Below are 19,838 nucleotides of genomic sequence, written 5' to 3'. Positions count from 1 at the left end.
ATCCCAATCGATGCCCCCATCGTCTCCCGATCAGGTGCGGGCGTTCATCGCATCCCATTGGGACGATACCGTTCGCTTTTCGCCGAGAGACGACGAGACGCTGATCGGGCTGCCTTACCCCTACACGATTCCAACACGCAAAGATGTCTTCCAGGAGCTCTATTACTGGGACACCTATTTCACCTGTCTGGGCCTGGCCGCCACAGGCAGGAGGGACCTTGCTCTTAACAATGCACGCAATCTTCTTGCCGAAGTAGAAAGGTTTGGCTTCGTCCCCAACGGCAACCGCACGTATTACCTCAGCCGCTCCCAGTCTCCCTATCTCGCTCCGCTGGTAGGTCTCGTGGCTGAGGAGTCCAGTCAGGATACGGAGTTCCTGCAAGAGGCGATACCATTGCTCAAGCGGGAGTATGAATTCTGGGTTAAGCGCCGCACCGTTTCTCCCGGCCTCGCTCACCATGGCTGCCACGCTACCCGCGAGGAGCTAATCGAATTCTTCCCCACCGTAAGGGATCGCCTCGGATTGCCCGAGGCATGTGCAGAGGACGATCTGGACTTCGTCGCCCGGGTGATGTCCGAATGTGAAACTGGCTGGGATATGAACTCGCGATTCGCCAAGCGCTGTCCCGATTTCTTCCCGGTCGACCTCAATAGCAATCTTTGGCTCTACGAGACACTCCTCGCCCGATGGACCGAAGGGGAGGAAAGCGTACGCTGGGCTGAGCGGGCCGATAGTCGACGAACCCTCATCAACTCTCTCTGCTGGGATGCGGAGCAAGGCGCATGGTTCGATTATGATCATGTGAATCGCCGGCGATCCGTCGTGTGGAATGCCGGCCTGTTTCAGCCTCTCTGGGTCGGACTCGCCACCCCGGAGCAGGCAGCGTCGGTTGTTGCCAATGCTCTGCCGAAACTGGAGTTTGACCATGGCATAACCGCCACCCTTCCACCGGAAAACGCCACTCCCTTCCAGTGGGACCATCCCAACATGTGGCCTCCCATACAGCATATCGTCTATCGCGGTCTCGCGCGATATGGATACATTGCCGAAGGCCGGCGTATTGCGGAAAAATATATCGACTGCGTCACCCGGGCTTTCAATCTGACCGGAGATCTTTGGGAAAAGTACAATGTCGCCGATGGCTCCCATATAGCCAGAAATGAGGCTGGATATTTCAAAAATCCGGTCAACCTGGCAACAGGAGGGGACGATATTCCGGAGGCGGAGACGCCTTCCATGATGGGATGGACGGCCGGCGTCTTCATCGACGCCCAGGACTTTCTGGCGGGCGGAAAGTATTGGCTCAACCCGCTCCCGCACAGTCACTGATCCTGATGACCGTGCCGCAGCCAGAGTCCCCAGCATGGTGGAAGGAAGCCGTCTTTTACCAGGTCTATCCAAGAAGCTTCGCCGACTCGAATGGCGATGGCATCGGAGATCTGCCCGGCATCACTGGCAAACTTGACTACCTGAAGCGCCTCGGCGTCGATGGTCTCTGGCTGTCTCCCATCTATGCATCTCCCAATGATGACAATGGCTACGACATCTCCGACTATCTGGCGATCGGGCCGGAGTACGGAACCCTCAAGGATTTTCAAGAGCTTTCGCTCGGGCTAAAAGAGCGGGGCCTGCGGCTGATCCTCGACCAGGTCCTCAATCACACCTCCGACGAGCACGAGTGGTTTCACCAGAGTCGCTCTTCACGAGCAAACCCCAGACGGGACTGGTATCACTGGCTCGACGCCAGGACGGATGGAGAGGGAGATCGCCCGGTCCCGCCAAACAACTGGCGTTCCGTCTTCGGCGGCTCGGCTTGGGAATGGGAAGCCTCAACACAGCAGTATTACCTTCACTGTTTCTCCCGCAAACAACCTGACCTGAACTGGCGCAATCCCGACGTTCGACGTGCACTCTACGAGGTCCTGACGACCTGGGCCACCCGGGGAGCGGATGGCTTTCGCCTCGACGTCATCAATATGATTGCCAAGGCAGAGGGCTACCCCGACGTACCCCGCCCCGCCGGCAATACCGAGCCATTCCTCAATCTCGACGAATACGGGGTGAACCAGCCGCCCATTCACGAGTACCTGAGGGAAATGCATGATGCCGTATTCGCTGGCCGCGATCTCTACTCGGTTGGCGAGACGTGGTGGGTGGGTGCGCACAATACCATCGACTTCACCGGATACCACCGCCGGGAACTCAATGCCGCCTTTTACTTCTATTTCCACGAGTGCGCCAGCGGCCAGGCTCATTTCGAAAACTTCTCCAATCTCTACGAGGCCACCCGCGGGAAAAGCTGGCTCACCGTCACGCTCGGAAATCACGACTCCCGCCGCAGTCTGTCACGGTTCGGCGATCCCGTGAATTATCGCCATGCATCCGCCTCGCTTCTAGCCACCTGGCTGCTCACCCTGCCGGCGACTCCCTTCCTTTTCCAAGGCGAGGAACTCGGCCTCACCGACCATGCATATTCCACGATCACGGACTATCGCGACATCCAGACGGTGAATCGCTACCAGGAACTCGTTGCCTCCGGAGTTTCACCGGAAAAGGCCCTTGCCGAGGTACGAGTGACGAGCCGGGACAACGGTCGCTCACCCATCCCCTGGGATGCCACCCCCGGAGCGGGGTTCAGCCGTGGAGTCCCATGGCTGCCCATTGCCGGAGATCATCGTCCTTTCCATGCTGCCGGACAGGTCGATGATCCCGGCTCCATCTTTCACGCCTATGCCCGGCTGCTCGCATTGCGCAAGCAGGTGAAATCTCTTGTTTACGGTGACTTCACTCCCATCAAGGAGTCAGGGCAGGTCCTCGCCTATCGACGCGGAGAGTGGGGCAGCCATCCCGCCGTCTGTGTCATTTTGAACTGGGGATCATCCGCTCAGCCCTGGCCTTGCCCGATACCATCGGCCGACGGCATTCTGTACGCAAATCACGGAGGCATTGCCTATTCCCATCTGCGCCCCTGGGAAGCGGTCATATTCACCGCGGCCCGGCTCTGATCTAGTAAAGCACACGGCCATTGGTCGTGATGACATCACGATACCAATAGGCGGAATCCTTCGGCGTGCGTTTCTGGGTCTCGTAGTCGACATGGACGAGGCCAAAACGCTCCTTGTAGCCCTCCGACCATTCAAAATTATCCATGATAGACCATTGGAAATACCCCCGCACATCCACACCGTCCCCGATCGCCCGGTCGAGCTCACGCAGATAACGTTGCAGGAAATCGATTCGCTGGGAATCATGCACCCGGCCGTCGAGCGAGACCCAATCCATGCCGGACAGGCCGTTCTCCGTCACGACCACGGGCAGGTTGTAGCGCTCGTTCAGGAATTTCGGCCCCCAGTACAGACTCGTCGGCGTAACCGGCCACTTGAGGGCGGTCACCGGCGCGCCGGGTGCACGTGGTACTCGCTCGATCCCGCCGTCCCCACCCGCCCGCACGACGGTTCCGTTATAAATATTGACTCCGTAAAAATCGAGTGGCTGTGCGATGGTTCGCATTTCTTCCTCCGTAAACATCGGCGCAGCACCTCCGTAGACTTCGAGTTCCCCTTCCGGATACCTCCCGAGCACAGCCGCGTCGGACCACCAGGCTACGCTCCACAGGGGTTCGGCAGGAGAATACAGCGGATTTCCCGGGCCGAAGCAGAACACTGCCTTTCGGGCCGCCTCGATATCGGCGGAACTGGATTCATCCTCCGGCATCGCCATCGCTCCGCAAGGCGCCCACCCGATGGTCGGCCCAGTGCGAGCGTGACTCCGTATCACCTGAACAGCCCGACCATGAGCGATCAACACATGATGGGCCGCCTGAAGAACCTCTTTCAATCCTAGCCGGTCACCGGGCGCATGATAGCCGGTCTGATGTCCAAGGCCCACGAAACACTGCGGCTCGTTAATCGTCATCCACCGCGACACACGATCAGACAGCTTTTCAACCACGATCTGCACATATTCGGCAAACCACTGCGGACTCTCCGGGTTCAGCCAGCCTCCGAGCTTGTAGAGTTCATAGGGATAGTCCCAATGAAATAGAGTCACCCAGGGCTGAATGCCCTTCGCAAGCAAAACATCAACGAGGCGGTCATAAAAATCCACCCCCTTCGCATTAATCGCACTGCGACCCGCGGGCAAAATGCGCGGCCATGAAATGGAGAGACGATAGTTGGGGATGCCCAGTTCGCTCATCATCGCAGCATCCGCCTCATATCGATGATAATGATCGCAGGCGCTCGCGCCGGAATGCCCCTCAAAGGTTTTGCCCGGGATTGCACTAAACATATCCCAGACACAGGCACCCTTGCCATCGATGGGTGCCGATCCTTCGATTTGATAAGCGGCCGCTGCCGCACCCCAGAAGAAGTCCTTTGGAAAGTTTGCCATGATTTAAAAAATTACTCCGGTGCCACATAGCCCCGGGGTCCCCCGAGGCTCAGGAACCGGAGGTAAACACCGATCGCTGCCAGCAGCGCGATCACGGCCATCACACAACCTGCCGTGAACGTATGATAGTAGGCATTGCCCGTCGCATCCACCAAACCGCCAACCAGCGGACCGACCGTCATCGCACCGAGAGAACCAACGATACCCGAGGCGCTGGCAAACTGTGCGTAGCGGGTCCGCGGAAAAAGCCGCGCACCCAACGACGCACCCACGGTGAAGTAACATCCCGACAGTACGCCGTGAAGCACCAGCGCGATGGCAAAGGTCTCCGGCGTCCTCGCATTCAGAGCGCCCCAGCCCGTCACGACAGCGTACCCGACCAGGCTGAAGATGCACATGCGTAGCGGATGAAAGACATCGGCCAGCCAGCCGAGCGGATAGGCAAGGATGAGCGAGATAAGGAAAGTCAATGCAAGGCATTTCCCGTAGGTGTCCATGCTCATTCCCAGGCTGTCCGCGTAGGGAATCATGAAGATATTCACCGGCATGAAAACGAGCGAGGCCGCCATCATCATGACAAACACGCCGACATAATAGGGACGGTGAAAGCACTCGCGGAAATACGTCTTCACCTCGGCCAGCGGGTGTGTGTTCGCGTGTGTCTCTGGAGGTGGGTAGTCACCCTCCCTCACCTTCAGACACACCCAGTAGAACGAAAGGCCGTAAAAGAATCCGATAATGACAAGAATCACGGTGTAGTACGTCTCGACCTTCCCCAGGATCCAGAAGTTGAAAATCATCCCATCGATGAGGCTTACCGCACGAAAAAGCCCATAGAAACGACCAAGAAACTCCTGGGGCACCACGTCATTGATGAGGCCGCCAAAGATCGCCATCGCAGCAATGGTCGCAAACTCGAATATCGCCCAGAAAACGCCGAAACAGACGACCGCCACAAAAACCTCGCTCTGTCCCGGGAAATGTCCATGCACCCAGCGAGCCAAATGCGGGGTGACCCCGAGACCGATCATTCCCGCAGCAGCGATCGGAGTTGTGACGAGAAGGAAGGGAATACGCCGCCCGCGGGGACCGCGGTGCCTATCGGATTTGACGCTGATAATTGGCCCGAGGACTAGTCCCACCAAGGCCGGAAAAGAACTGATCAGAAGAGCGAAGAGATAATTCGGAACATCCAGGTGCTTGAGATACCATTGGGCCATCGGCCCCACCGAACGATCTCGCATCGACCAGGAAAAGTCCCCCAGCAACAGCAGGAGGAACAAAACAACCAGCCCGCCCGCAGTATACTGAAGTGAACCGACCTTCCACACTCTCGCTCCAGAGGGCGAAAGCGCCACAACCTCCCCGGAAGGCGCACCTCCGGATCCACCGAGGGAACGATCAGGAGGCGAAACGTGAGACATCGCGCACTTCCAGACCGTCTACTGGGAAACAACCTCCAGCCCGCCTACCGAAGCCTCAAAAAATCCCGCTGCCGGGCGCCTGACCGCCTTTAGGACAAAATACGGAGACGTCCCCTGCCAGAGCGAAAGGTCGATTTTGTCACCGACTTCCCCGCTAAACTCCTGCTCGCCCGACGCGTCTTTGATCTTCACCGTCACCTGCTCCCGGCTGAGCGAAATGGTGATCATGGAGACAGGCAGCATCACCTTTCCGTTCAGCACATCAACTGGCGGGACATTCTCGCCACCTCCTCCCCTGGGGCTCGCCACATTGAAAGACCCATCGCCGTTCAGGCAAAACCTCACATAGGCAGAGGAAGTCTCCGAGTTTCGATCCGTGCTCAATAAAACGACAAAGGCTTTCTTGGATTCGGGGGCGTCACCGCTCATCTCAAGTCCGGAGAGCTTGATCTGCAAAGGATGCTCGGTAAAATTCAGCGCCTCGACTCCCTCGGTAGTCATCAAGACTCCGTTTGCGAAATTTCCCTCATCCCCCGCCGCGTTCAGCACAAGTCGGCCTCCTTGCGCCTGGACCGTTCCCAGGGTCTTCCAACCCTTTGTTTTCGGCAGTTCAAGGATGGACTCTTGGAAAATCGCCTCATCAGCAAATGCGGTGACAGCGAGGAATGAAAATGCAACCAGCAGTGGACGCGTGTTCATAAGGGATGAATCTTACCTTTGGGGAAGGACGGATAACTCATTATTCACAATTGACCCAAAAGGCAACAAGGCAAAGGCGAGCAATCCCCCCAAACCGCTCGCACCTCTGCCTTGGCGAGAGACAAACAGCATCTCAGATCGCACGCCGACGGAGTCGGAATGCGATCAAGGCGACACCCAGCGCACCAAGCGCGATCGTCGATGGCTCCGGCACCGCGGCAAACGAAAGGACGCCCGCATTGCTCAATGATGCCGTGTAGTTGGTCGTATCGTAACCGGAAACAACCAAGCCAGAAAGAGAACCACCGGAAAATCCAGAGAATAGCGTGTAGCTATTGCTATAGTCAAAACCCGTTCCCAAGATTAATGCCAGCGTCGTATTCGTCAGGCTAAACGCTCCCACCCCGGAACCGATAATTTGATCAGTGCCCGTGCCGAGATCAAACTTGATGGTTCCTCCAGTCGTTGTGAAATTCTGCCCTGCCGCAAGGGTGAACTTGCCCGCAGCAGAGCCGCGAATATCAATGGTTCCGGAACTCATGGAAACTGCACCCGCGCCAAGCTTGGTGTCAAGAGCGCTGCTGTTCAGCGTGCCTCCACTTACTGTGACGGACGATGAGTTATTAAGACTTGCACCGAGGAGCAGCGTTCCTGATGAAACCGTTGTAGAACCATTGTAGTTCAAGTTTCCACCACTCAACGTCTGGGTTCCGGAGCCGGCTACAACAACACTGAGAACACCGCCTCCAGTAAAGCCCATGGAACCCGAATAGGCAGTCGTTACTCCGGATTTCGTCCGCAGTGTCAAGACGCTACCCGTCGCGCTCGATGTCACCGTGCCGTTACCGGCGAGTCCGGCGATTTCCTGCGTAACGCCGTTCTTTGCAAATCGGAACGTCGTTCCCGAGGACATGTTCAACGTCGTCGTTATCGGAAGAGCATTGCTCACATTGTCCGACAGCAGGTAGGCCGTTCCAGACAACGTCGTATCCCCGGTATAATCGGCAGCAGCCTTTATGTTTAGGCGTCCCTGACTACCGGCGGCGCCTGTACTAGTCAGCGTCAAGCCGTGACTACCGGTCAGTTTTACAGAAAGATCAATGCTCCCGCTGTTTCCCGTTGTAATCGTTGTGACATCCAGAGTTCCGGCACCATTAAGCACGAGTGTCGCACCGCCATTGGTCGTCAACGTTCCGGCAACGATATTCGTGGTGAGTGAAATCGTCGGACCGGCTCCGAATGCGCCAAACGATGCCGCATTACCAACTCCATTCACCCATGCAGTTGTCGAAACGCCATCATTCCAGTTGGCAGTAGTCAGATCCCAGTTTCCACCCGTCGAGGGAACCCAGGAATAGGTTGCTGCCGCTGCTGAATGAACCGCGAGTGAAGCAGCGCCGGCTAGCGCATAAACCAAATGCCTCGCGGAGCGAGAGGAGAGGGATTCTTTTATCATGGTGGGGTGTTAGCTTTTAGGAACGAACGAACTCTCTTAATTAAGTCATGGTCCCGCAAGGCGACCTGAGTTCAAACTGTTGACAGATCGAGAGCGAGCCAGCGCAGTTCCCTTCAGCCGGATGCACCCTATGGCGAATAATCTCTCACCGCTCCGGTGATCGTATCGATCTCAATGGCCCGAAAGTTCCCGGGCAGAGCACCGCCGTTGCTGCTCGGGCCGAGCACGAGAGTCAATCCCGCAGCATCGGCTGGCAGGTCTGATTGCCCGCTCGGCTTAAAGCGAAATGAGACATAACCGTAGTTCTTGCCATAACCCGGGAGCACTTCCTGCGGAGCCGACTCGTAAGCCAGACCAAGGATCGGCGAGCTTTTTGTATCATTTAGGATCTCAACTGGTGCATTGAAAAAGACGGGACGCGAAAGCGGAGTGACTGTGACCGATGTCGTTCCGTTGGTTACGATCGGGTCGCTCTCGATGAAGGCCTGCATCGCGCGATATGTCTCCGGAGTCGCCGTATTCGGCTGACTATAAGGGGGCAGTTTGTAGATTCGCACCTGCACCGGGTATCCCCTGGTCAACGCGGCCTGACGAGCCTGCACGAGGTTGTTCATCACGGCGTGCCCTGCCGTCGTCAATCCGTAACCGCGGGAGATACTGGACACCGCGGGCATGACCAGGGCTGTCAGTATTCCCATGATGGCAATCACAATAAGGAGTTCGACAAGAGAAAAGCCCCCTGGAGATGGGCGAGGCACCTCTCTGAAGTCCATGTTTCGGAAGTCTCGAATGCCGGTTTGCAGGGTCATTGACTACTCCATTTTGCACTCCGCAACGCAACTTCCGTACGGAATATCTGGTATCTGAGCGGAATCTTGTTCCCCGCCGCGTTGCCATTGATTGCGCCAAGGTTTTTCTCCAGTTCGGAAAGATCGGCATCGAGCCTGGAAGCATCCTGAAAGAGGTTGTTCAACCCGAGATTGGGGGGCGTCGTTTCATTCCCGAGCCGCTGCGCGGATGTATCGTCTATCACCACCATTACAATCTCAACCACGGGCGGCAGTTGATTCACGCTCTCTGCCGATGCAGGGTCCCGGCTGTCGTATTCGTAATCCGGGGCAAGTGTGGCGGTCGCTTTTGCCTCGTCTGCATCAGATGCCTTGGGGCGGATCACCAGCGCCACCACATTCTCCGCCAGTTGGGAGACGGGAGCGGAGTTTCTGGCGAGAGCGCTGCCGAACCACTTCGTATTTCGCCAGTTGGCAGATCCCCCAGTCACCGAGACGTCGTAGATCGAGAGATTCTCCGTGGGCTGCAAAAACTGCATGAGCCGGAATCGGTTTCGCGAAGCTGGGATCGCGCCGGAAAGGCGGGCGGGCATGGCGGGGTCCTCCCCATAAAACACATAGAATCCACAGGCGTTAAGGAAGCCATCCATGTTGCGATAATTCGCCTCAAGGGAATACCCCAGCGGAGCCAGAAAGAAGATCGCATGCGAAACAGGATTCTGCACTCCGGCGTCGACGAGACTCTTTCCTGTGATGAACTGGAGATCCGACCGACGAATATATTGTGTTGGCGTGAAGCTCGCCGAGGAAACCTGATCTCGGAAATTTCCGCCCGCATCGGCGTAGTCAAAATAGGGATTGAGCGTGGCCTGGCTGACTGCCTTGGTGATCGTGGCAAAGGCCGCACGAGCATCGCGAAACCCCTCGGTCTTGCCTGTCGAACTGGACCATGAGTCCGCCGTCGCCTGCGTCATCTTCAGGACCAGGCCGATTAGCAAAAGGAACACAGCACTTGCAGCCAGCATCTCCAGGAGGGAAAATCCTCGAAGAGATCGCCGACCCCGCCGGTCCAGGCGTGTCAGCATGGTTGGAAGCTCGTCAGTTGTCACCAAAGCCTGATCCATCGCTTTTGCCCTTCCCGCCTCATTTGCCGGAATCCAGGAATCGTTCATGATTGGGAGGGGATCATCTGATCCTATGTGACTCACCGGAAGCCCTCAAGAACCCTCCCGATCAATCTGTTGAATCGCTCAATGCACCGCTTGCCGGACATCGCGGCGGCCTGCTATTTCGTTGTGGCTACGGCACCGACAGGAGTGGCGTCCTCCACGCGTTCAATGGAGACGTCGTCGACGTACACGTGCCCCACCCCGCGATCAACCAACAGACAGACATTAACCTTTTCGACACCGGCAGCCATCTCGAACACACCTTCGACTTTGGTCCATGTCCGAGGCACCTCCTGTCCAGCCAGGACCGAGGGACTGTCACCCCCCATCCCATTGAAACCCAGAAAGTACATTCCGCTGTTGCTAAAGTTTGGCCCAAACATCGATACCCGCAGCAGGAATCCCGGAGTGCCTGATGCGGCTACGAAATCCTCCCCGGCCCGCACCCAGGCTGAAACGCGATATTTTTGGCCTTCGATAAAATTAGCGCCCTTGAGGTACTGAAGCACCGCATAGCGCGAATTCGCCGCCGACGAGAGTTCCATCGTGCCACTGCCCTCGTGCGGGTTATCCGCCACCACCTGAAACTGGCAGCCCGCGGATGAGGACTTTTCCGGATCGTAAAGAGACCATCCCCGGGAGCCACTCTCAAAGTCTCCATTCGCCAGGAGATTCTCCGAGAGAGGCGGTGGCTCGGTTGCGATCGGTGCGGCTGCCTGCGGAGCCACTGCCTTCGTATTTACGACCGTCACCTTGAGCGAACCAGGATCGCGGGTTTTGAGATATTCGGTCGGCGTCGTGAAGACGACTCCCTGCGATTGCAGGTACTCCACCAGTTTCTGAAACTCGGCAAACCGCTCATCTGTCCATTGATTCGGATGCCCCTGGATCACGAAACAATCACGCGTACCAGCCATCACCTCGTAGTCGTGCTTCACCTTCTGGGAATTGGGGAGAAAAAGCGGAGCCTCAATGTTCATCTCCGTGCGATCCAGGATCAGCTTGCCCGGCAGCGCTGCGGCGTCCTTGGTATTCCCATAGAGTACGATCTTGATGTCTGGGTCCTCGGCCAAAGCCTTCACCGTTGCCTCGTCCGTCTTGTTAAAAGGCGCACCAAACGCGGCAAAAGGCGCACCGAGGATTTGCCTGGCAAGCTGCTGGCTTTTCGCAATGTGCTCCTTCTGCTGTTCATAGGACGGTCCGCTGAATTCCCAGACGTCTTTGCCCTCTTCCTTCCACTGCTTGTGGTCGTAACCATGGAGCCAGAACTCCACCACCCCCGACTGTTGCACTTCCTTGAGCCAGTCGTAATAAGCCTGCTTACCACTTTCCAGCGAGTTGCAGATGATGCCGGCAGATGACTTGATATTCTTGCTCTTCAGGTAGTCCAGAGTTCGTTTCCATTGTGGCGTACCATTAGTCACATCATCCAGCTTCAGGATCACGTATGTCGTGGTGATTTTCGGAGCGTCAGCCTGGGCCGGACATAATGTGGTGATACCGAGGGTTCCTAGCGAAAGAAACGCCGCCGACAGGCAACGGGCGAAAAGAGGAGATTTCATATCTTGGGGAATTTGGGAACGACGGAAAAACCTGCTGTCCACTTTGGACGTCTCCACACAATATGCAAACGCACACCCAGCTCAAACCATTGAGCAATCACCCCCCGTAAACCTACGGCATCCCTCAATGCAGCACCGGGAAAGGCCAGCTACTTTCGCCCGGTCACAGGCGCGTTCGCATGCCAGGTATCGGCCTTGCCGTTGCACTCCTTCACCTTTTCAACGAATCCTTCATAGGGTTCATCGTTGATTTTCAGCAAACCGTAGTTGGAATTCTCTCCATCAAACCGCCCCTCGGCAGGCTCATCGACATGCTTGAACCAATGATAACCGACGACCGAGGGATTCGATACGAGCGCGCGCACATACTTTTCATAAGCTGCCGCACGTTCCTTTTGATTGGCCACTTTCGGGCCGGCGCCCTTGGTATTGGGCAGTCCGGAATCCTCCGCTCGAAAGGCAAACTCGCCGACTATCAGCGGGCGGCCATATGTTGCATAGTTTTCCGTGATCCCCGAGGGATCCGTGGAGTAGGAGTTGAAGGAAATCACATCCACATGGCGGGCGGCAGCCTCGAGTACGGGCTTTGCCGGAGTATAGGCAAAACGGCACCCAAACACCATGTGATGGGGCGCAGCCTCTCTCACCGCTTTTTGCGTCACGGCAAAATACTGCTCAGCCAGCAGACCAAGAAACGCGTCGCAATCTGCCACATACAATTTACGTCTCCCAGCCGAGTCATCCCCCACCCGCTCGATCTCCTCGTTCTGTTTAGACTTCTCCCTGTGCGGAAACGGGCTCTTGATCTCTCCGCCCTGCACCAACTCCGCCCAAGAAGCCGCCCCGGTTTTCCATACTTCGTTAAATGCGACAATGTCCTTGTAGCGCTTTTGCAGCATACCGATGGCAGCATGCCGGCCTGGAGCCTCCTTCGAGCTGTTCAGAAAAGTCACCAGCAGCTCATCCTGGCTGCGCCAGTCGGGTCCCCATCGTAGTTCATTGTCGATAAACCATCCCAGTATATTGGAATCCTGTGCCTGCGGGGTGCAGACCTTATGTGCTCGTTCGCGGGCAAATGTTTCAAAGTCTGGGCTGAAGACATCCGGAAACACGCCCATCTCCCAGGCGCTCTTTTTTCCGCCGCCTGCCTCGATGTGTTTGCGGGCATAATCGGCCGCTATGTTCAAAATAGGCGTGCGTGCGAGCCTGTCACCCTTTCCGAACACCATCCCTTCATCATACCACGCCCCGAGGGTATTGAAATCCCATGCGAGCAATTGCGAGGTCTTCGCCTCCGCCCATGCCTTGACGGAGGGATATTTCTTCGCATTGGCTTCTCCGTAGAGCGAGGGTCCGGTGCCCAGGATAGGGTCCGGAGCATATCGCACCGCACACACTCCCTTGGAGAGGAACGGCTCTCCCTTCGGAGTGATCAGCCACCACCGACCATCCCGTTTCTCCACATGAAAATATCCAGTAGTTTCCGCCTGCGCGGAACCGATCACGGTCAGGCTCATCAATCCAGCGACTGCTGCATACCAAAGGGGAATCCGCATAGCGGACCATGCTCAATACTTCGCATTCCTCGAAGCAAGCGGGAAATCATCCGTGCGAAACGGATTCGCCGGCAGTCCTGCTGTGTTGTACAGGTTGCAGAACGGGTTCTGCGCCCAGGCATACCGCACGGCAACCGGTTTCGGCACGGCATCCGCCCAGACTACGACGGTCTCTCCTTCGATCCTGGCATTGGCCCATTCCCACTTTTTGTCCTCTCCACAGATGGCGAAACCCTCGATCTCCGATCGCGGGGAGTTGCGGACGAGCGGAACCATCCGCCCCGACTTGGAGTTGGGAGCATATGTCTCCGGCATGGGTCTGGCCAAAAGGCCCGGAGCCGCGTGCTTGAAGCGAATCCGCGCCTTGTCACCCTCCAGCGTCATGGAGTCAAACACGGGACCAGAGAATACGACGGCCTTGCCATAGGTCTGCGCCAGCGCGATACGCGCCAGCCGGTCGCCCACCGACATCTTGTCGGCAGGGTGGATATCCTCCTCCTCACCGACATCAATCAAGACTGCCTGACCGGTATTCGGTAGCGATAGCGCCATGCTTTGAGCTTCTCGCACCTCGGCAAAGGCTGATGTCCTTTCCGGCTGTTTGCTGTGAGCCCCGAGATTGGCGATCTGGCAATAATAGAAGGGCAGATCCCCGCGCCCCCATTTCGCCCTCCAGTCGGCAATCATGGCGGGAAATGCCGCACGATACTGATACCCGCGATTCCAATTTCCCTCGCCCTGATACCAGATCACACCGCGAATCGCATACGGGATGAGTGGGTGAATCATGCCATTGTACAGGTATCCGGCAACGTTCTGGGAGTCGATGGGCGTGGCCGGGCGCTTAGGAAACTCATCCATCGCCGCCTTGTCGAGCGGAGGAAACGCATACTCCACCTTCGCCAGCCATTCTCCCTTGAATGGCACATGATTTCCTTGAAACCGCGAGCCTCCCGGTGCAACTCCGCCCGATTCTCCGGCACTAAAGACTCTCAATGCGAGTACGTTCTCCCCCTCGTTCACATACTCTCCCTTAACGCCATAGCGATGCACGACGCTGTCGATCGGACTGCTCCCGACCCGTCTGCCATTCCAGTAGACTTCATTGGAATCGCGAATGTTATCAAGGAACATGTCAATGCCCTTTCTGGGCGTGATATCTGGAGCCGATGGAGCCGGCACCTTGCGCCGCACCCAGATCGCCCCCGCCTCGGGCAATCCTGCCTCTGCAAAGAATCCCGGGAGCGTGACAGGCCTCCAGTCCGAGGTATCCACGTCGGGTCCGGCAAAGGTCGCCGGGTCTCCCTGCTTCCTGTCCTCGCGCCCATATTTCTTCTGCCACTTTTTGTAGCGTTCGGAATACTGATCAAATGCCCGGCGGTCGTTCTGCGCCTTCTCAGCCCCCTCCTTGAGCACCGGATCGGCGGCCAGCGCATCATTGCTCATCCAGGCTTCAATCATCGTACCTCCGAGGGCGGAGTTGATCAAACCGACGGGAGCGCTGATATCCCTCTGGAGCTGCTTGCCAAAGAAGTATGCCACGGCAGAGAACTTTCCAGCCGTGGCGGGGCCGGCCACCATCCACTCACCCTCTACTTCATCCAAAGGGTCAGCCGATGAACCGCGTTTGACCAAGAACTGGCGAAGATTGGTATTCGCGGAAACTGGCACCTCGGTCTTCGCGATCGGAAAGGCTCCCAACGGGAAATCCATGTTTGACTGCCCGGAGCAAAGCCAGACTTCGCCGACCAGCACGTCATGGGCCGTCAGGGTATTTTTCCCCTGCGCGATCAGTTCATGCGGTCCCGCCCCTGCAGTATCAAGGTCCAGCACCACCTTCCATTTCCCATCCTCACCAACCACCGTCTGAGCCACCGCCTTGTCGAGAGTCACTGTGACGGCCTCGCCGGGAGTGCCCTTTCCCCATACCGGCACCGAATCCGACTTCTGCAATACGGCATGATCGGAAAAAATCCGAGGAAGAGTAATCTCCGCCCGGGCAGAGACACACACCAGAACGCCACCCAGGATTAGGGAACCGACGCGCAGAAACCAGGAATCACAAAGATGAGAACTCTGCATAAGGGAGGAGTGGGCTTTAGGAGACATCCGATAAGGAAGAGATCTCATCCTATTCAAAACGTCAGTTCTCGCCAGCCGGTCGGAACTCAATCTGTTGACCTCACGGCGGAAGATTACTGCGGCACAATCGCGACGCGTCAACAGTTTGACATTCCCGTAAGTTGAGTCATGCTCCCCGCAGAGTAATCTGTCTGTGTAATGATTTCCTCCCGAAATGATTCCCGGGCACTCCGTCGCTCCGGCTTTACGCTGATCGAGGTCACGATCTCGCTAGGCATCGTGGCCTTTGCCATGGTTAGCCTTGTGGGACTGTTGCCTGCAGGACTTAGCAACTTCCGGATGGCGATGTCGCAGACGATCGAGTCGCAGATTGTTCAGGGATTATCGGAGGAGATCGCGCTTACCGATTTCTCCAATCTCGCAGATCTGGAAGGCAGGAAGTTTACCTACGATAACAGCGGAGTCACCACCCGGACAGGCGACCCGGCCACGATCTACACTGCCACCGTGAAGCTCGAACCTGTCGACAGTCTTTCCTCCTACCCTGTGCGATTGCAAGATTCCGCCTCTCGCAACGAGGCCTATAATGTCCGCATCCAGATTTCGCGCGTCAATCAAACACAGCAGATCAACCAGTACTCCCTGATTGTCGCCAACAAACGAGGCCACGCCTCGCCCTGACCGGTTTACACCAGCGGAAACATAATCCCCGCGCTGTCCGAGATCCGCTACGGATACCGCGACGAAGTCGAGCATACTCCCCTGCACTCCCTGAGCATTCAAAACAATGAATTGCCCTCTCTGGTCCCCGGCCGGAAGCCCTTCTGGAAACAATCGCGGCGCATCACTCGTCCTCGTGTTGATTGGCATCACGCTGATCTCGATCCTCCTTCTGGCCTTCCTTGCCACCGTGCGCACGGAAGTGCAGAGCTCCAAGGTCTATGCCAGCGGAGCATCGCTTAAATTACTCGCCAATAACGCTGTCAACCTCGTCGAAGGGCAGATCCGCGTCGCCACAGGAAACCCTTCGCTGAACTGGGCCTCGCAGCCCGGAATGATCCGTACCTACGCCACGTCGGGACAACCCTCCGGCTATTACAAGCTGTACTCCGACTCCGGCATGCAGGGACCGGGAAAGTTTGACCACACCACATCCACCAATGGCGTGCCAGCAAACTGGTATTCCCAACGAGGCATCTACACCGATCTAAATCAACCTGTCCGCATCGGCTCGACGAATTATTACCCGATCCTGGTCGGCGATGCCTCCGACCTCGCCAGCTATAACTCGCCCCTCGCCGCAAATGCCAAGGCATATGCACCCATCACCAGCGGCACACCATCCGTCGAGGGATTCTGGCTTAACAATGCGCCGGTCGATCCGAAATCCCCAAATCAGGCGCCCATGCCGGTGAAGTGGCTCTACGTCCTGCAAGACGGCAAGATCATCACGCCGTCCTCAAGCGCGAATGGGGTCGTCTCCTTCAATTCCTCCGGAGCGCAACCTTCCGCGACCAATCAGATCGTCGGGCGCATCGCATTCTGGACAGATGACGAGACGACCAAGATCAATATTAACACGGCATCGGAAGGAACCTTCTGGGATACCCCTCGCACTTATACAACGCAGGACTTCTACCTCGCGACGAGACAGCCTGTGCAGGGCGAGTTTCAACGCTATCCCGGCCATCCTGCCACGATCTGCCTGAGCACAGTCATGGGCCTCGGTATTACCTCCACCGGATGGACACCATCCAATCCCGCAAGCCATCTCGGCCTGGAAGACCTGTACCCGATCACGCCGGCCACCAAGCCTGGCGGGTCAAAAGGAGGAAACACGGATACCTCACCGACATCAAACACCCTGCCTGCAAGCGTCACCCGGTTATATAGCACCGTAGACGAGTTCCTTTTCCAAACCGCCCTGGACGCCTCCGGAGCGCGCAAGGAAAATGGAACCCTGCTCGCCTCCCCGACTGCGCTCGATCCCGCCACGCTCCGCCGTGCCAGCTTCTTCCTCACTGCCAGCAGCCAGGCGCCAGACGTCAACATCTACAATCTCCCCAGGGTCTCGATGTGGCCGATCACCCTCAACTCGTCGGGGACTCGCGCCATGACGCCCTTTGACAAGCTCATCGCCTTTTGCACGACCGTAAACAACCACATTTTTCACTTTCAGCGCCAGGATGCGAATAGTCCCACCGTGGACCTCCCGGCCGGAGGTTCACAGACCGGCCTCGGCCGTAATCGTCAGCTCCTCGAGTATCTTCGCGCCCTTACTGCACTTCCCGCTCCAGGGTTCAGTACGGGATCATTTGCTGGCAAGTATGGCGATGATCGCAACCAGATTCTCACCGAGATATTCGACTACATTCGGTCGACGAACCTTCAGGACAGCACGACGGGCGCCACTCCTTACGCCCGGGCGCTCTTTTCCAATGCCACCGATGGCGAACCAGGGAAAGGTCAGGTCATTCCCATCGTTGACATGGCCACCACGGTCTCCGACGCTGCCACCGGAAAACCCTCCCACCCGCGAGGCTTTGGTCGATTTCCCACGATTCAGCAGGCGTTCCTCGTCTTCATCGGAGCAGGCAATAATAGTCCGGCATTTAATCCCGCAGTCTCTGGATATCCGGGGTTCACCGGATTCACATTCCCCGCCATCACGGCCAATGGGACCCAGAGGGTCCAGGCTGGCTTCTTTCTCCAGATGTATGACCCGACTAGCGGGACGCCATTCACCTATCCCTGGTATGAAATTCAGGTGGAAGGCCTCGATACGCTGGCGTGGAGCAATGACAACTCGACCTCGCATGCGATGACATTTCCATCGAGCGGCGTCATACGCCCTAATGGCGCAGTCGGCCTGTCGATGTCCCTTTACGGTGGCATCACCGATTATCGCATCTTCACCTACGGAAAGAATAAAGCCTCCGCGGCCAATCGGTATCCCTTCATTACCCGCCCTACGGGAGCACAATCGGGAGCCCCTCCCGCCCTCGTCGGTTGTCCAGATATGAACAACGGGCAGATTTACTTCAAGGGCGGCTCGACCGTTGCCAAGATCTTCGCGCTCGATGCATCTGGCAATCGCATATCGACTGATCCCATCCAGACCGTCAACCTGAACTTTCCCGCCGCGACACTTCCCGTGCCGGATACAGTGGCCGATTCCGCGACCGCGCTCAACTCCAACGCGACAAGCTACAACTTCCGCTCATTCTACGACAATGGCTCGTCTCCGTTCGGCCGTCTCAACTTTAACAAAAACATCTCATGGATCAGCAGTCGCGATGTCGTCCGTGCCCTCGTAGCCACTCCCGGCGATGCCCGCCTGCTCGCTGCTCGCGCAGAGGTCCCATCATCCATGCTCCAGCCGTTGACCAGCGCAATGACCAGTGCCGACTACATGTCGTCGACCCAAAGGCATTCCCATATGCTGCGTTTCGGCCTCGCCTATCCGGTGTACGGGGCATCGGGCGGCAAGCTCGTCAATGTCAACTACTCCAACTACCAACCCAAGTTTGAAGTATCCGCGGGACGGAACATCAACGACACGGACTTCTACGGAGGGCCGGGAAACGCTACCTACTATCGTAGCAAGGACACATCGGTCCCTTCGCTGACTGGCGCGACCACCTCATCGGGAGTCCCGGCAGACTGGGACAATGGCATCGCCAACAATGTGGATGGCCCGCTCATCAACAAGCCCGACGAAGGAGACGCAGGCCGCAACGATGTTAACGGACGTCCATATTTCGAGCTCGACTACGGTGCCGCGCTCGCAGGAGATACCTTCTTCTCTCCCAATCGCATGATCCCGTCCCCGGGCATGCTCGGCTCCCTCCCCACCGGAGTGCTCGCGAACAAACCCTGGCAGACCTTGTTGTTCCGCCCCGGTCCGGCCAACCACCCCGGACTCGGCTCGGCCACCATGCCGCCCGATCATCTGATCCTCGACCTCTTCACCATGCCGGTCGTTGAACCCTATGCGATCAGCACGCCACTCGCCACAGCTGGTCGTATCAATATGAACCATTTGATCGTCCCATTTACCTATATCAACCGCGATACCGGTCTGCGCGCGGCCATGAAGAGCCAGATGGTAACCGTTATTCCCTCACCTGGTACAGGCCTCTACAAAACATACCAGAACCCAAATGGCTCCCCGAGCAGCGGAAACAAACCCTCCAATATCGACGTGCGTTTCCCGGTCGATGCAGACAAGACGCTCTCACAGTTTGCGTCCCGATTCGCGACTGGCGATATCTTTCGTTCGGCCTCCGAGATTTGCAGTATTGACCTGGTCCCAGCGCATAATTCCGCGCCAGCCCTCCCGATCACGCGCGCGAATATGGATGCCTTCTGGAACTCCTACCCGGTCACAGGGGACAATGTGCGTGAGCGCCCCTATACCAACCTCTATTCTCTGCTCACCACCAAATCCAATACCTACACCGTTCATTACCGCGTGCAGAGCCTGAAACAGACTCCTGGTAGCGACTACTCAACCTGGAGGGAAGACCGAGACACGGTCCTCGGACAGCTCCGCGGTTCCCAGACGATCGAGCGCTATATTGACCCGGGCGACAGCATTCCCGACTACGCGACCGTCATTAGCAGCAGCTCGTTTCCTCCCAGCCAGCCACTGGGAGACTACTATCGATTTCGCGTCATTGCGAACCATCAGTTCGCACCATAACAAC

At 57.2% G+C, this 19,838-nt stretch carries 13 protein-coding genes; 4 read left to right on the top strand and 9 right to left on the bottom strand.

Annotated features, from left to right (window positions below; all coding sequences use genetic code 11):
• The first annotated feature begins 10 nt into the window (after positions 1–10).
• Entirely contained in the window at positions 11–1,330 is a 1,320-nt protein-coding gene (locus TSACC_RS10855; RefSeq protein ID WP_075080684.1) for a trehalase family glycosidase, read from the top strand.
• On the top strand, positions 1,300–3,006 hold the full coding sequence (locus TSACC_RS10850) for an alpha-glucosidase (RefSeq protein WP_237763944.1): 1,707 nt from the start codon (positions 1,300–1,302) through the stop codon (positions 3,004–3,006). The genes TSACC_RS10855 and TSACC_RS10850 overlap by 31 nt, the downstream gene beginning before the upstream one ends.
• A 1-nt stretch (position 3,007) precedes the next feature.
• Here TSACC_RS10850 and TSACC_RS10845 read toward each other — a convergent pair whose 3' ends face one another.
• From TSACC_RS10845 to TSACC_RS10805, 9 genes are all read right to left on the bottom strand, one after another.
• Entirely contained in the window at positions 3,008–4,393 is a 1,386-nt protein-coding gene (locus TSACC_RS10845) for a GH1 family beta-glucosidase (protein ID WP_075079318.1), read from the bottom strand.
• 11 nt (positions 4,394–4,404) lie between these two features.
• A complete protein-coding gene (locus TSACC_RS10840) occupies positions 4,405–5,817 on the bottom strand; it encodes an MFS transporter (RefSeq protein ID WP_084400383.1) in 1,413 nt (470 codons plus the stop codon).
• Between the two features lie 18 nt (positions 5,818–5,835).
• On the bottom strand, positions 5,836–6,516 hold the full coding sequence (locus tag TSACC_RS10835) for a hypothetical protein (protein WP_075079317.1): 681 nt from the start codon (positions 6,514–6,516) through the stop codon (positions 5,836–5,838).
• A gap of 133 nt (positions 6,517–6,649) precedes the next feature.
• Entirely contained in the window at positions 6,650–7,972 is a 1,323-nt protein-coding gene (locus tag TSACC_RS10830; protein ID WP_084400382.1) for a beta strand repeat-containing protein, read from the bottom strand.
• A 128-nt stretch (positions 7,973–8,100) separates the two neighbouring features.
• On the bottom strand, positions 8,101–8,745 hold the full coding sequence (vccD, locus tag TSACC_RS10825) for a Verru_Chthon cassette protein D (RefSeq protein ID WP_269084889.1): 645 nt from the start codon (positions 8,743–8,745) through the stop codon (positions 8,101–8,103).
• Between the two features lie 32 nt (positions 8,746–8,777).
• A complete protein-coding gene (gene vccC / locus TSACC_RS10820) occupies positions 8,778–9,845 on the bottom strand; it encodes a Verru_Chthon cassette protein C (RefSeq protein ID WP_237763943.1) in 1,068 nt (355 codons plus the stop codon).
• Positions 9,846–10,045: 200 nt separating this feature from the next.
• Entirely contained in the window at positions 10,046–11,491 is a 1,446-nt protein-coding gene (locus TSACC_RS10815) for a DUF2334 domain-containing protein (RefSeq protein WP_084400380.1), read from the bottom strand.
• Positions 11,492–11,640: 149 nt separating this feature from the next.
• The gene (locus tag TSACC_RS10810; protein ID WP_084400379.1) at positions 11,641–13,047 is read right to left on the bottom strand and encodes a glycoside hydrolase 5 family protein; all 1,407 of its coding nucleotides are present in this window, start codon (positions 13,045–13,047) and stop codon (positions 11,641–11,643) included.
• A 12-nt stretch (positions 13,048–13,059) separates the two neighbouring features.
• Complete coding sequence (locus TSACC_RS10805; RefSeq protein ID WP_075079312.1) at positions 13,060–15,129, bottom strand: sialate O-acetylesterase; 2,070 nt, start codon at positions 15,127–15,129, stop codon at positions 13,060–13,062.
• 198 nt (positions 15,130–15,327) lie between these two features.
• Between TSACC_RS10805 and vccB the strand changes: the two genes are divergently transcribed.
• Positions 15,328–15,810 (top strand): Verru_Chthon cassette protein B, encoded by a 483-nt coding sequence (gene vccB, locus TSACC_RS10800; RefSeq protein ID WP_075079311.1) that lies wholly within the window; start codon positions 15,328–15,330, stop codon positions 15,808–15,810.
• Between the two features lie 106 nt (positions 15,811–15,916).
• Positions 15,917–19,834: a Verru_Chthon cassette protein A gene (vccA, locus tag TSACC_RS10795; protein ID WP_084400377.1), complete on the top strand. Its 3,918-nt coding sequence runs from the start codon at positions 15,917–15,919 to the stop codon at positions 19,832–19,834.
• The last annotated feature ends 4 nt before the right edge of the window (positions 19,835–19,838 follow it).

Origin of the sequence: Terrimicrobium sacchariphilum (assembly GCF_001613545.1) — a bacterium.
Lineage (GTDB): Bacteria > Verrucomicrobiota > Verrucomicrobiia > Chthoniobacterales > Terrimicrobiaceae > Terrimicrobium > Terrimicrobium sacchariphilum.
Note: the sequence above shows the minus strand (reverse complement) of the source record. Positions and strands in the feature narration are given on the sequence as shown.

Excerpts from the sequence above, each read along its gene's own strand:
- TSACC_RS10835 (WP_075079317.1), bottom strand. The coding sequence starts at position 6,516 with ATGAACACGCGTCCACTGCTGGTTGCATTTTCATTCCTCGCTGTCACC.
- TSACC_RS10845 (WP_075079318.1), bottom strand. The coding sequence starts at position 4,393 with ATGGCAAACTTTCCAAAGGACTTCTTCTGGGGTGCGGCAGCGGCCGCT.
- vccD (WP_269084889.1), bottom strand. The coding sequence starts at position 8,745 with ATGGACTTCAGAGAGGTGCCTCGCCCATCTCCAGGGGGCTTTTCTCTT.
- TSACC_RS10805 (WP_075079312.1), bottom strand. The coding sequence starts at position 15,129 with ATGCAGAGTTCTCATCTTTGTGATTCCTGGTTTCTGCGCGTCGGTTCC.
- TSACC_RS10815 (WP_084400380.1), bottom strand. The coding sequence starts at position 11,491 with ATGAAATCTCCTCTTTTCGCCCGTTGCCTGTCGGCGGCGTTTCTTTCG.
- TSACC_RS10855 (WP_075080684.1), top strand. The coding sequence starts at position 11 with ATGCCCCCATCGTCTCCCGATCAGGTGCGGGCGTTCATCGCATCCCAT.
- TSACC_RS10840 (WP_084400383.1), bottom strand. The coding sequence starts at position 5,817 with ATGTCTCACGTTTCGCCTCCTGATCGTTCCCTCGGTGGATCCGGAGGT.
- vccB (WP_075079311.1), top strand. The coding sequence starts at position 15,328 with ATGATTTCCTCCCGAAATGATTCCCGGGCACTCCGTCGCTCCGGCTTT.
- vccA (WP_084400377.1), top strand. The coding sequence starts at position 15,917 with ATGAATTGCCCTCTCTGGTCCCCGGCCGGAAGCCCTTCTGGAAACAAT.
- TSACC_RS10830 (WP_084400382.1), bottom strand. The coding sequence starts at position 7,972 with ATGATAAAAGAATCCCTCTCCTCTCGCTCCGCGAGGCATTTGGTTTAT.
- TSACC_RS10810 (WP_084400379.1), bottom strand. The coding sequence starts at position 13,047 with ATGCGGATTCCCCTTTGGTATGCAGCAGTCGCTGGATTGATGAGCCTG.
- vccC (WP_237763943.1), bottom strand. The coding sequence starts at position 9,845 with ATGCTGACACGCCTGGACCGGCGGGGTCGGCGATCTCTTCGAGGATTT.